This is a genomic window from Staphylococcus taiwanensis (genome assembly GCA_020544305.1).
Classification (GTDB): Bacteria; Bacillota; Bacilli; order Staphylococcales; family Staphylococcaceae; genus Staphylococcus; species Staphylococcus taiwanensis.
The window spans coordinates 1,187,705-1,201,213 of the sequence record CP058667.1 but is presented as its reverse complement, the minus strand read 5'-3'; the positions used below and the strand labels follow the sequence as shown (position 1 = coordinate 1,201,213).

Annotated in this window: 10 protein-coding genes; 1 reads left to right on the top strand and 9 read right to left on the bottom strand. The window is 32.3% G+C overall.

Annotated features, from left to right (window positions below):
• Positions 1 to 122: 122 nt before the first annotated feature.
• The 8 genes from pyk to HYI43_05650 form a co-directional block, all read right to left on the bottom strand.
• Positions 123 to 1,883, bottom strand: coding sequence for a pyruvate kinase (gene pyk, locus HYI43_05685; GenBank protein UDI78052.1), 1,761 nt, complete (start codon positions 1,881 to 1,883; stop codon positions 123 to 125).
• An 18-nt stretch (positions 1,884 to 1,901) separates the two neighbouring features.
• Positions 1,902 to 2,870, bottom strand: coding sequence for a 6-phosphofructokinase (gene pfkA, locus HYI43_05680; protein ID UDI78051.1), 969 nt, complete (start codon positions 2,868 to 2,870; stop codon positions 1,902 to 1,904).
• Positions 2,871 to 3,100: 230 nt separating this feature from the next.
• Positions 3,101 to 4,048: an acetyl-CoA carboxylase carboxyltransferase subunit alpha gene (locus HYI43_05675; protein UDI78050.1), complete on the bottom strand. Its 948-nt coding sequence runs from the start codon at positions 4,046 to 4,048 to the stop codon at positions 3,101 to 3,103.
• Positions 4,041 to 4,907 carry an acetyl-CoA carboxylase carboxyltransferase subunit beta gene (locus HYI43_05670; GenBank protein ID UDI78049.1) on the bottom strand — a complete coding sequence of 289 codons (867 nt, stop codon included), beginning with the start codon at positions 4,905 to 4,907 and terminating at the stop codon, positions 4,041 to 4,043. The genes HYI43_05675 and HYI43_05670 overlap by 8 nt, the downstream gene beginning before the upstream one ends.
• A gap of 168 nt (positions 4,908 to 5,075) precedes the next feature.
• Entirely contained in the window at positions 5,076 to 6,305 is a 1,230-nt protein-coding gene (locus HYI43_05665; protein UDI78048.1) for an NAD-dependent malic enzyme, read from the bottom strand.
• A gap of 156 nt (positions 6,306 to 6,461) precedes the next feature.
• Positions 6,462 to 9,662 (bottom strand): DNA polymerase III subunit alpha, encoded by a 3,201-nt coding sequence (locus HYI43_05660; protein ID UDI78047.1) that lies wholly within the window; start codon positions 9,660 to 9,662, stop codon positions 6,462 to 6,464.
• A gap of 20 nt (positions 9,663 to 9,682) precedes the next feature.
• Positions 9,683 to 10,621, bottom strand: a complete 939-nt coding sequence (locus HYI43_05655; GenBank protein ID UDI78046.1) for a bifunctional oligoribonuclease/PAP phosphatase NrnA — start codon at positions 10,619 to 10,621, stop codon at positions 9,683 to 9,685.
• Positions 10,622 to 10,662: 41 nt separating this feature from the next.
• Positions 10,663 to 11,958, bottom strand: coding sequence for a CBS domain-containing protein (locus HYI43_05650; GenBank protein ID UDI78045.1), 1,296 nt, complete (start codon positions 11,956 to 11,958; stop codon positions 10,663 to 10,665).
• A gap of 204 nt (positions 11,959 to 12,162) precedes the next feature.
• Between HYI43_05650 and HYI43_05645 the strand changes: the two genes are divergently transcribed.
• The gene (locus HYI43_05645; protein UDI78044.1) at positions 12,163 to 12,576 is read left to right on the top strand and encodes a universal stress protein; all 414 of its coding nucleotides are present in this window, start codon (positions 12,163 to 12,165) and stop codon (positions 12,574 to 12,576) included.
• 106 nt (positions 12,577 to 12,682) lie between these two features.
• Here HYI43_05645 and HYI43_05640 read toward each other — a convergent pair whose 3' ends face one another.
• On the bottom strand, positions 12,683 to 13,372 hold the full coding sequence (locus HYI43_05640) for a metal-dependent hydrolase (GenBank protein ID UDI78043.1): 690 nt from the start codon (positions 13,370 to 13,372) through the stop codon (positions 12,683 to 12,685).
• Between the last annotated feature and the right edge of the window lie 137 nt (positions 13,373 to 13,509).

Below are 13,509 nucleotides of genomic sequence, written 5' to 3'. Positions count from 1 at the left end.
GTTATTAAAGCATTCGCTTTAGTAACTGTCTTATTTTTTGCGATCAAAATAAAAGAGCTATTAGGGATAAACTGTCTTATATCCCTAATAGCTCTTCTTAAATATATTATTTATCAATTCAATTATAGTACGTTAGCATATCCTTCAAAGATTTTTCCTTGAGCTGCATCCACAGTTACTAAGATACCATCTTTAAATTCGTTAGTAGCATTTTCAACACCGATAATTGTAGGAATACCTTTTTCTAGACCAACAATTGCACTAGGTGATGTAATTCCATTTTCTTCTGTAATTAAACCTACTGCATTTTCAAGGTATGGAACCATACTTTCATCAACTGAGTTAGTTACAATTACAGATTCACTTAAATCTTTGCCTTCTAAATCACTTGAATTATTCGCAACTACCGTTTTACCTACAACAGATCCACGACCTACGCCTTGTCCTTTAGCGATTTCATCACCAACTAAGTGTAATTTCATCATATTAGTTGTACCTTTTTCACCAGTAGGCACACCTGCTGTAATAATAATTAAATCACCATTACTTACTCTTCCAGTTTCTACAGCTGTTGCAACTGCATTATTTAAAAGGTCATCAGTTGTTTTACGACCTTTTTTAATTACTGGATAAGCACCCCATACTAATGCTAATTGACGCGCTGTATGTTCGCTAGGTGTCACTGCAATAATATCAGAATGAGGACGATATTTAGAAATTGTTACAGCAGTAGAACCACTTTCTGTAGCAGCTACAATTGCTTTAACATTTAAGTTTAATGCAGTATGTGCAACTGATACACCAATTGCATTAACTAATGAAGTTTCTACTAATTTAGTACGGTCAGATAATAATTTTTTATAATCTTGTGCAGCTTCAGCTGAAACAGCAATATTTCTCATTGTTTTTACAGCTTCTTCTGGATATAGACCGGCAGCTGTTTCACCAGATAACATGACTGCATCTGTGCCATCGTAAATTGCGTTTGCAACGTCACTTGCTTCGGCTCTTGTAGCACGAGGATTACGTTGCATTGAATCTAACATTTGTGTAGCAGTGATAACTGGTTTACCTAATTTATTACATTTTCTGATTAAATCTTTTTGCACAATTGGTACAGATTCAGGTGGAATTTCAACACCCATGTCACCACGAGCAACCATTAATCCATCAGATACTTCTAATATTTCTTCGATATTGTCGATACCTTCTTGGTTTTCAATTTTAGGGAAAATAGTAATGTTATGATTATTTTCTCTTTCTAAAATTTCACGAATATCTAAAACATCACTTGGACGACGTACAAAACTTGCTGCGATATAATCAACATCTTCTTTAATACCAAATAAGATATCATCAGCATCTTTATCAGTAATACCAGGTAAATTAACTTTTACGCCAGGTAAGTTAACACCTTTTTTATTTTTTAATTCACCAGTGTTTAAGATATCACATTTAACTTCGCCTTTAGTTTTATCGATGTCTTTAACTTGTAATTCAACTAAACCATCATCAAGTAAAATGTATGATCCTACTTGCACATCATTAATTAAGTCTTCATATGTTACTGAGAATTTTTCAGGTGTACCTTCAACTTGTGACATACTTACGATCACTTCTTTGCCTTTTTCAAGCATAATTAAGCCATCTTTCATGTCATGCGTACGGATTTCAGGTCCTTTTGTATCTAATAAGATACCGATTGTTTTACCTAATCTATCAGCTACTTTACGAATCGTATCAATACGTGCTTTATGTTCTTCATGACTACCATGAGAGAAGTTCAAACGCGCTACGTTCATACCAGCTTTCATTAATTTTTCTAACATTTCTTCAGACTCTGATGCAGGTCCAATTGTACATACAATTTTAGTCTTTCTCATTTTAAAAAGCCTCCTAAATTAAATAGATAACTCTTTCGCTAATTCATAAATGTCTGTATTAAACTTATGACTACTATTATTAAATATTTCATCAAAAGGTGTTGCTGTTAATTCATTATTTTTAATACCAACACCTAGTCCAGATTTACCTTGCATTAATAATTCAACTGCATGACCACCTAATCGTGATGCGAGTACACGGTCAGCTCCTGACGGACTACCTCCACGTTGAATGTGACCAAGTACAGATACGCGTGCATCTACATTAATATATTTCATTAATTGATCTGCACATTCTTGACCACTCATGCAACCTTCTGCAACCATAACGATTGAGTGTTTTTTTCCACGTTTGATACCTTTTTCTATTTTTTCAGCGACATCTTTAATATCAGTGTGTGCTTCAGGTACAAGAATTGTTTCAGCACCGACAGATAAGCCTGCCCACAATGCTAGGTCACCACAATCACGCCCCATAACTTCTACGATAAATGTTCTAGCGTGACTTGAGGCTGTATCACGTATTTTATCAACACTTTCAATAATGGTATTCAAAGCCGTGTCAAAACCGATTGTAAAATCTGTACCATTTATATCGTTATCAATTGTCCCCGGGATACCAACTGTGTGTATATCTGTAGTTTCTTCACTAATGCGTTGGGCACCACGATAGCTACCATCTCCTCCAACAACTACTAGACCCTCAATCCCACGCTTATGCAAATTTTCTATTCCTTTTTGTCTAACACTTGCCTCTTTGAATTGAGGACATCTAGCTGAATAAAGGAAAGTACCTCCACGTTGTATAGTGTCTCCTACTGATCCCAATTCAAGCTTATGAATATTATCATCTAATAGACCTTGATAACCTTGATAAATACCATAAACTTCAATATCGTTATAAATCGCCTTACGAACAACTGCTCTCACAGCAGCATTCATGCCTGGTGAATCTCCACCACTTGTTAATACCGCAATTTTTTTCATGACGACATACCCTTTCCTAACTAGATTTCTCTTTAATATTAAATTACCACAAATTATTTTACTGTTCCATCAATATAGATGGATTATCTATATGTAAACGTTTTAAACTCATTTTCCACTTTTTTTCAAAGAAAAAAGAGGCTAAAACAATTTAAAATTGCTTTAACCTCAATCTTTGTTTAAGGATTAATCACACTGCTAATATCTTATATTGATTTATCTAATTAAAGTTAGTCTTCAATATATGAACCGATATTTCTAAATTTATTAAAACGATTTTCAACTAATTGATCAGCACTAAGTGTTTTTAATTCATTTAAATGATTTACGAATGCTTTTTTAATTTCTATTGCTTGAAATTCAACATCATTATGTGCGCCACCAAGTGGTTCATTAATTACCTCATCAATTACATTCAAGCCATATAAGTCTTTAGCAGTAATTTTCATTGTTTCTGCAGCCATTTTAGCAAGTGTACTATCTTTCCATAATAATGCTGCAGCACCCTCAGGTGAAATAACGGAATATGTACTATTCTCAAGCATCATTATTTTATTAGATATACCAATTCCAAGTGCACCACCACTACCACCTTCACCAATGACAATTGCAATAACTGGTACTTTTAATGAAGCCATCTCAACTAAATTTCTTGCAATTGATTCACTTTGTCCGCGTTCTTCAGCAGCTTTACCTGGGTACGCACCTTTTGTGTCTATAAAAGTGAAAATAGGACGATTAAATTTTTCGGCTTGTTTCATCAATCTTAATGCTTTACGATACCCTTCAGGATGAGCCATTCCAAAGTTACGATAAATATTATCTTTAGTATCTTTACCCCTTTGTTGACCAATAATTGTTACAGGCGTACCTTCTAAATAACCTATTCCACCAATCATAGCAGGGTCATCTCTGAAATTTCGATCACCATGGAATTCAATAAATGAATCAAAGATATATGGTATATAGTCAAGCGTTGTTGGTCTTTCTTGAAGACGTGCAATTTGAACTCTATCCCAAGGTTTTAAATTCGTATATATCTTCTTAGTTTCTCTTTCTAAAGATGCTTCTAATAAATCTATTTCATCTTGAAGGTCAACATCATTTTTTTCTTGAGATTCTTTAAGTGATTCTATTTTATTTTTTATTTCAAATAATGGTTTTTCAAAATCAAGCATCAGTTTTCACCTCTTGGTGCATTTTTAATATTTGAGCAAGCGTATTTTTCATTTCTTTTCGATGTACAACTTGGTCTAATTGTCCATGCTCAAGTAAAAATTCTGCAGTTTGAAAATCATCTGGCAATTTTTCGTTTATTGTTTGTTCGATGACTCGACGACCTGCAAAACCTATTAAAGCTTTAGGCTCACTTAAATTAATATCACCTACAGAAGCAAAACTAGCAGATACGCCTCCAGTAGTAGGATGTGTTAAATATGAAACATATAAAAGTCCTGCATCTGAATGACGTTTTAATGAAACACTCGTTTTACCCATTTGCATTAATGATATAATACCTTCTTGCATTCTGGCTCCACCACTAGCTGAGAAAAGAATGAACGGTAAGCGATGCTCTGTACAATAATCAATGATACGACATATTTTTTCGCCAACTACTGACCCCATGCTTCCCATTCTAAAGCGTGCATCCATAACTGCAACACCAAATTTAATACCTTCTAACTCAGCTGTCCCAGTGACAACTGCTTCCATTAGATCTGTTTTATTTTGGTCTTTTTCAATTTTTTCTTGATAACCAGGAAAGTCTAATGGATTATCTGAAGTCATACCTTTATCAAATTCAATGAACGTTTTTTCATCACTGATAGCTTCAATCCTTTTATATGCTGGTAAAGAGATATGATGATCGCAATTAAAGCATACATTTAGATTTTCATTTAATTCTTTCGTGTACATTATTTTTTTACATTTAGGACACTTAGTCATAATACCCGCAGGCACTTCATTTTGTTTAGAATCTTGTACAGTTAAATATTTCTTTTTTTTACTACTTCTGTTAAAAAAGTCCTTAAACATTCGTAAACCTCCATATAACCTCTCAACATTTCTTCTATATATGATTTATATCCATGTTCATTTTTTACAATGTAGTTCAAAATATTAGAGAGAAATTATGATATTGTCATAATTTCTCTAATTATTTAATGAACATTTCCATCTATTGTAATTGTTGAAAGTGATTGATTATTTCAAATCAGTTAATTTCATTGTGTTATCATAAACTTTTTGAGGATCAACTTCAGTTCTCGCTACGCCAGATTCCATAGCTGCTCTTGCAACTTCACGGGCAACTGAAGGTGCTACTCTTTTGTCGAAAGGTCCAGGAATACAATAATCCGGATTTAATTCATCTTTTTTAATTAAATCTGCTATAGCTTCCACTGCGGCTTTTTTCATATCTTCGTTAATATGTGTTGATTCTGTATCTAATGCGCCTCTAAATATTCCAGGGAATGCAAGTACATTATTAATTTGGTTAGGGAAATCTGAACGACCTGTACCTACTACTTTTGCTCCTGCATCTTTAGCATCATCAGGTTTAATTTCTGGATCAGGATTAGCCATCGCGAAGATTATAGCATCATCAGCCATTGATTTAACCATATCTTTAGACAATAAATCAGCTACTGATACACCAATAAATACATCGGCATCTTTAATAACATCTTTTAAAGAACCTTCAATTTTATCTTTGTTCGTAAATTTAGCAACATAGTCTTTGGTATCATTCATACCATAAGAACGTCCTTCGAAGATAGCCCCTCGAGAGTCACACATAATCATATTTCTTACACCATAAGAATCTAATAATTTTACAATAGCGATACCAGCTGCTCCAGCTCCGTTTAACACGACTTTAATATCAGACAAATCTTTATTTACGATTCTTAAAGCATTAATCAAACCAGCCATAGTTACAATAGCAGTACCATGTTGATCATCGTGAAATACTGGGATATTTGTTTCTTTCTTTAATCTATCTTCTATCTCAAAGCATCGAGGTGCTGAAATATCCTCTAAATTAATACCACCATAATTAGGAGAAATTAATTTCACCGTGCGAATAATTTCTTCAGTATCTTTAGTGTCTAGTGCGATAGGCACACCGTTTATACCTGCAAAACTTTTAAAGAGAACTGCTTTTCCTTCCATTACTGGAATACTAGCTGCAGCACCAATATTACCTAATCCTAACACAGCAGTACCATCAGTTACTACTGCAACTGTATTTCTTTTAATTGTATAGTCATAAACTGTACGAGGATCTTCATAAATTTCTTTACATGGTTCTGCAACACCTGGAGAATAAGCAAGGCTCAACTCCTCTTTATTAGTCACTTTTACATTAGGTGTAATTTCTAATTTACCTTGATTTTCTTTATGCATTTGTAATGCATCATCTCTTAAAGACATCAAATCAACCCCTGATTATTTACTAGTATATTGCTTCAATAATGACAAAATAATTAGTTTGTTTTATAAATTAAATTTTTTCTAAATAAAATAAACTGTTGACATTGTTCTATTAATCATCAGTTAACTATATCATAATTTTTTTATACATAAAAGTTATAAAATTCTTATATCATTAGGATGGAAGCGTTCAATCATGCGTGTTAACGCTTCTTGATTTTTAGAAATACATCCTAAATATTGAGTGCTTTGAGTTTGTTCATTATACACCTGAACTTCTAACATGGTTGAATCATTTTGTGACGTCAAGTATTGTTTTACTTCTTCCAATTCAACTATATTCCTCAATACAATCTGTTTCGCACTATTAATTTTATTCGTTTCAAATGTTTGTAATGTTTCAACAGTATTCACTATAAGTTGTAATTGTTGATTACGCTTTTCAAGTTTACCTTGAATGATGTACATTCCACCTTCTTCTAAAAGCGTTTCATAGCGTTTAAATTTATCTGGAAAAATAACGCCATCCATTAAACGTCTACCATCATTTAACAATAGAAAAGCCATATTTTGACCTGTTTTAGTTCTAATTTGCTTAATTTGATCAACTTGAACAAGAATTGGTTTTGAATTAAGCATATTACTAAGTGTAAAGATTCCAAGATATTGCTTTTTATAAAACAGTTTTTCTACAGGATGATTAGAAATATAAAATCCTAAATATTCTTTTTCATATTTACTAAGCATCTGATCATTAAATTCTTCTTTATCTTCATAAAATTGTTTTGGTGTTAACATATTAAATAAAAAGTCATCTTGTTCAACATTAGATACTTGGTCTAGTACTTGATCTAACGTACTTAATAATGTTGCTCTGTTTTTCCCAAAAGAGTCGAAGGCCCCTACTAATATTAATGCTTCAAGCAATTTACGTGTTTTAATACGTTTAGGTATACGTCTTGCAAAATCAAAGAAATCCTTGTAATTTCCATTCTGATATCTTTCATCAACAATGGATTTTACACTTTGATAACCTACACCTTTAACAGCACCGAGAGAAAGATAGATATCAGATTCGGTAGCTTTATAGAACCAGTGACTTTCATTGATGTTTGGCGGTAATATACTTAATTGTTGGTTTTTTGCTTCATCAATGATGATTGCAGTTTTAACCTCATTACCTACTACATTACTCAAAATATTGGCATAAAAATAGTTTGGATAATGGACTTTTAAGTAAGCCATAATGTAGGCAATTTTAGAGTAACTAACTGCATGCGCTCTTGGAAAACCATAATCCGCAAATTTGAGAATCAAATCAAATATTTGTTTACTAATTGTTTCATCATAACCGTTGTTAGTGGCACCTTCAATAAAATGTTGACGCTCACTTTCTAAAACAGTACGACTTTTTTTACTCATTGCTCGACGTAAAATATCTGATTGACCATAACTAAAACTAGCGAACTTACTAGCAATTTGCATAATCTGTTCTTGATAGATAATTACGCCATAGGTATTTTTTAAGATCGGTTCTAAATCAGGATGTAAATAATTAATTTCACTTTTTTTATGTCTCCGTGAGATATATGTTGGAATTTCTTCCATCGGACCAGGTCTATATAGTGAAGTTACAGCAACTATATCTTCAAAGTGGTCTGGTTGTAGTCTTTTTAAAACTTTACGCACACCATCAGATTCTAACTGAAAGATTCCTGTGGTATCCCCTCTTGAAAGCAATTCAAACACCGCTTCGTTGTCAAAAGGAATTTCCTCAATATTAATCTTTATATGTAAATCTTTATTTACTTGATTCACAATTTGATGAATGATTGATAAATTACGTAGCCCTAGAAAATCTATTTTAAGTAATCCTAAACGCTCCGCTTCAGTCATTGTCCATTGCGTTAATAAACCTGTATCTCCCAATGTAAGCGGCGCATAATTATACAGTGGTTGATCATTTATAATAACACCAGCAGCATGCGTTGATGTATGTCTTGGTAGTCCTTCCAATTTTTTACAGATTTCAAACCATTTCTCATGTCGATGATTACGATGTACAAATTGTTTGAATTTTTCATCTTGATAGGCTTGTTCAAGTGTTATACCTAATTGATGTGGTATTAATTTTGATATTTCATTCAAAGTTATATCATCAAAACCAATTATTCTACCGACATCCCTAGCTACAGCTCGAGCTAATAAATGTCCAAAAGTTACTATACCTGAAACATGGTGTTCACCATATTTTTCTTGAACATAACGAATCACACGTTCACGACGTGTATCTTCAAAATCTATATCTATATCCGGCATAGTCACACGTTCCGGATTTAAAAAACGTTCAAATAAAAGATTAAACTTAATTGGATCAATAGTGGTAATACCTAAAAGATAACTAACGAGTGACCCTGCAGAGGAACCACGTCCTGGCCCCACCATTACATCATGCGTTTTAGCATAATGAATTAAATCACTTACTATTAAAAAGTAGTCTTCAAAGCCCATTTCGGTGATGATTTGAAATTCATGATTTAGTCGTTGCACATAACGATTATCGTTATTTAAATTTTGTTCAGTAAGTCGATTGGTTAAAACGGTCCATAAATAATCTTTAGACGTTTGGCCAGATGGCGCATCAAACTTAGGTAATAAGTTTTGATGATATTCAATTTCTGCTGAACATATGTCAGCTAATTCAAGCGTATGATTCCAAATCTCTTTTGATATTTCTAAATCCTGCAATTCGTCTTTTGAGAAAAAATGTTCACCTAAGTCTTGGCTGTTATGAACTAAATCTAATTTAGTATTGTTTTTAATTGCCTCTAACGCAGGTATAGTTTCGACATCTTCTTTATCTAAATATCGAGCATTTTGAAGCCAAACAACTTTTAAATTAAAGTACTCTAATTCACTTGTATGGTTGATATATATATACTCATGGTCATTAAAACTATCTACAATAATTGCTTGGCGACTCGTAACATTTTTAAAAATGATAGCAAAATTATCACAATATTTATGTAACCATTCAAGTGGGGTAACTTCACGTTCTTTCATTTTAATGGCTGAAGATAATTGATACAGTGATTTTAGCCCTTCATTATTACGAGCAAGTACTACAGTTTCAACTGTTTCTAACCCATCTGTTAAATGAATGGTCATTCCAAATATAGGTTTAATCTTGGCTTGCACACAAGCATCATAAAATTGAGGAAGTCCATATAATACATTCATATCTGTGATTGCTAATGCATCATAATTATTTTGCTTAGCCTTTTTAATAACTTCATTTATTTTCAAACTTGAATTCAACAAATCATAAGCAGTATGAATATTTAAATGTGCAACCATATGTGACTTCCTTTCCTATTTTATAGTTTTTGACGTAAAGCTTGTGCTAAAGTTTCAAACTCTTCCCAACTATATACTGAGACACCAGAGGCATTTGGATGGCCACCTCCACCAAATTGATTCGCTACGTCATTAATTGTAATGCCTTTAGATCTTACTCGACATCTAATTTGGTCTCCTTCATCTACACCAAACATCCATATTTTCAATCCGTTTATATCAGCCACAGTATTGACAAATTGTGATGCTTCATTTGGAAGTATTTGATATTTTTTTAATATGTCTTTTGTAATTCTAACCTGACAATACTCATGATTATCACTGAGTTCAAAATTCTGAAGAATATAACCTTGAAAAGGCATTAATTTCGGATCTTTTTCAGACATTTTATTTAATTCTTCGTTATGATTAAATGGGAATGTTAATAATTGACTTGCCACTTCCATAGTATGAGGCGTTGTGTTACTAAATAAGAATCTGCCAGTATCTCCGACTATACCTAAATATAGAACACGAGCAACTTGCTCATCAATTATGCTAAAATCATTAAAATGTGTGATGAAATCAAATATAATTTCACTAGTAGAAGATGCATCAGTATTTACATAATTAATTTCACCGTATTGATCAGTAGCAGGATGATGATCAATTTTAATTAAACCCTTTCCATTAGCAAATCTTTGATCATCAATTCTTGGTGCATTGGCAGTATCACAAACTATAACTAAAGCATTTTCATAGATGCTAGCTTCAACTTGGTCCAATGCTCCTATAAATTCTAATGATACCTCAGGTTCACCAACAGCATAAATCTTTTTATTAGGAAATTTACGCTCTAAATATAATTTTAACCCTAATTGTGAACCATAAGCATCTGGATCTGGACGTACGTGTCTATGAATAATTATCGTATCGTTTTCTTCTATTTTTTGCATTATTTCGTTAAATATTTCCACCATAATATAAACTCCTAATTTTAATTTTTAATTTGATAAATTTGCTAAATGTCTTCAAACATTTGACATATGATCATAGCATTGGCAACTCTCTCATTACCACTCATCATAGTTACTTCTAATTTTGCAAAATTCCTTCCTACATCAAGCATGTCATACTCTACTTCTATGGACGTTTCAATAGGCACGGTTTTTATGTAAATGATATTTAAACTTTCTATCATTACATCTACTTTTTTATATTTTCTTAGTTCGTGCTTGATAGTTTCCTCAATAATTGCTACAAATACTGCTTTACTCAAAGTTCCGTATTGGTTAGTTAAAAGTGGTGAAACTTCAACTGTAATTCCATTTTGTGAAATTGCGATATGTTTTGCAACTTGGTCATTAATCGTTTCACCTATTTGAGGTTGTCTCCCTATTAGTTGCATCGCCTTCAATACATCATCACGTGTTATCACACCAATTGCCTTTTTATTTTTAGTAACAGGTAAAATTTCTATACCTTCCCATATCATAATATGCGCACAGCTTGCTACAGTAGTTGTCATTTCAACGTTGATTGGACGTTTAGTCATTACTTTACTAATTTGATCGTCTTCTTGCATTTGAATGACTTCTTTACTAGTAACTATACCTACCAATTTCCAATCTTTATCAACAACTGGAAACCGTGAATGCCCAGTAACTTTAGCACGTGATTTATAATCTTCTATCCCCATTTCATCAAATACTACTGTCACATCATTTATAGGTTTAACGATATCTTCAACAATCAATATTTCTTTTCTAATCATTTGATTATACATTGCTCTATTAATAATATTAGCGACTAGAAAAGTATCATAATTTGATGATAATAAAGGTAAGTCATGAGTATCCGCATAGTCAATAATTTTCTTGGACGTTTTAAATCCTCCAGTAATTAGTACGCCGCTTCCCCTTTTTAAAGCTTCTAACTGTACATCTGGCCTATTGCCTACTATCAATAAAGTGTGATGGCTCAAATACCTTACAACATCTTTAAGTTCCATTGCACCTATTGCAAATTTTGATACACTCTTAATTAATCCCTCTTTACCACCAATAACGTCGCCATCTATTATTTTTAAAATTTCATTAAAAGTAAGGTTTTCAATTTCTCCTCGACTTTTTTTATCGATTCTTACGGTTCCGACTCTATCAATAGTCGTAACTAATCCCAATTGACCTGCATCTTTAATTGCTCTATAAGCCGTTCCCTCTGAAACATTCATTACTTTAGCTATTTTTCGAACAGAAATTTTCTGGCCAACAGACAATGATTCTATATGTGCTATTATTTGTTCATGTTTAGTCATTCATAATACCTCTTCATAATGGACAATGTCTTTTATATTATAACTTCTTAATCTAAAAAAATCGATTTAGAAAATCATTGTAGCTCAAGTTTATATGATTATTTGATTGCAAATTAAGTTTAAACTTTATTTAATAATTTAAAATATATTCATTGGAAAAATTAAATTACATTATATATAATTAAAGATGAGGAGGGATTACCTATGTATAAAAATATTTTATTAGGCGTAGATACTCAATTAAAAAATGAAAAAGCACTAAAAGAAGTTTCAAAGTTAGCTGGACCTGACACAGTTGTTACTATATTGAATGCTATTGGCGAGCAAGATGCACAAGCATCAATTAAAGCAGGTACACATATCAATGAATTGACGGAAGAACGTAGTCACAAACTTGAAAAGACACGTACTATTTTAGAAGACTACGGCATTGATTATGATCAAATTATTGTGCGTGGTAATCCTAAAGACGAATTAGTTAAACATGCTAATAGTGGTAAATATGAAATTGTTGTCTTAAGTAACCGTAAGGCTGAAACACAAAAGAAATTTGTATTAGGTAGCGTAAGTCATAAAGTGGCGAAACGTGCTACTATTCCAGTTTTAATCGTAAAATAAATTTAATTAACTTAATTATGAAAATACTCCTATTATGTGCTGAATAACCCTAACTCATTTAGCAACAATAATAGGAGTTTTCTATTTTTACAATGTTAGATTTTAATTAAAATGATACAGACTCACCAGGTTCAAGAATTTGTACTTCACCTTCAGTTACAGCATCTTTAAATTCTTGAGGATTTTGTTCGATAAGTGGGAATGTATTGTAATGAACTGGTACAGAAATTTTAGGCTTAACAAATTCATTAATAGCATAACTTGCGTCATCAATACCCATTGTAAAGTTATCGCCAATAGGTACAAAGCAAACATCAACTGGATGTCTTTCAGCTATCAATTTCATATCATTAAATAATCCGGTATCACCCATATGATAGATTGTTTTGCCTTCCGCTTCTATTATTAGTCCCATAGGCATACCTAAATAAACTGGTATTCCATCTTCATGCGTGAAACTAGAACTATGAAATGCTTGTACATATTTTACAGTACCAAAGTCAAATTTCGCCTTACCACCAATATTCATACCATGAACATTTTCAATACCATGATAAGTTGTTAGATAGCCTTGTAGTTCTGCTGAACCAATTACTGTTGCATGATTACGATTTGCTAATTCAACTACATCTCCAAAATGATCTGCATGTCCATGAGTTAGAATAATATAATCTACATCTAAAGTTTGTTCATCTAAATCACATTTATCATTTCCTGAAATAAATGGGTCTACAATTACTTTTTTTCCGTTACCTTCAAAATAAATCGTTGATTGTCCATGAAAAGATAATTTCATAATTACAGCCTCCTAAAAGCTTGATTACTTTTAATATACCCTAGCCTAAGTGCGATATAACAAACAAAACTAAATTTCTACTTATTTTATACAATAGCTTTGAAAATATATAATATTAGACGTAAAATTGAATTATT

Excerpts from the sequence above, each read along its gene's own strand:
- pyk (UDI78052.1), bottom strand. The coding sequence starts at position 1,883 with ATGAGAAAGACTAAAATTGTATGTACAATTGGACCTGCATCAGAGTCT.
- pfkA (UDI78051.1), bottom strand. The coding sequence starts at position 2,870 with ATGAAAAAAATTGCGGTATTAACAAGTGGTGGAGATTCACCAGGCATG.
- HYI43_05675 (UDI78050.1), bottom strand. The coding sequence starts at position 4,048 with ATGCTTGATTTTGAAAAACCATTATTTGAAATAAAAAATAAAATAGAA.
- HYI43_05670 (UDI78049.1), bottom strand. The coding sequence starts at position 4,907 with ATGTTTAAGGACTTTTTTAACAGAAGTAGTAAAAAAAAGAAATATTTA.
- HYI43_05665 (UDI78048.1), bottom strand. The coding sequence starts at position 6,305 with ATGTCTTTAAGAGATGATGCATTACAAATGCATAAAGAAAATCAAGGT.
- HYI43_05660 (UDI78047.1), bottom strand. The coding sequence starts at position 9,662 with ATGGTTGCACATTTAAATATTCATACTGCTTATGATTTGTTGAATTCA.
- HYI43_05655 (UDI78046.1), bottom strand. The coding sequence starts at position 10,621 with ATGGTGGAAATATTTAACGAAATAATGCAAAAAATAGAAGAAAACGAT.
- HYI43_05650 (UDI78045.1), bottom strand. The coding sequence starts at position 11,958 with ATGACTAAACATGAACAAATAATAGCACATATAGAATCATTGTCTGTT.
- HYI43_05645 (UDI78044.1), top strand. The coding sequence starts at position 12,163 with ATGTATAAAAATATTTTATTAGGCGTAGATACTCAATTAAAAAATGAA.
- HYI43_05640 (UDI78043.1), bottom strand. The coding sequence starts at position 13,372 with ATGAAATTATCTTTTCATGGACAATCAACGATTTATTTTGAAGGTAAC.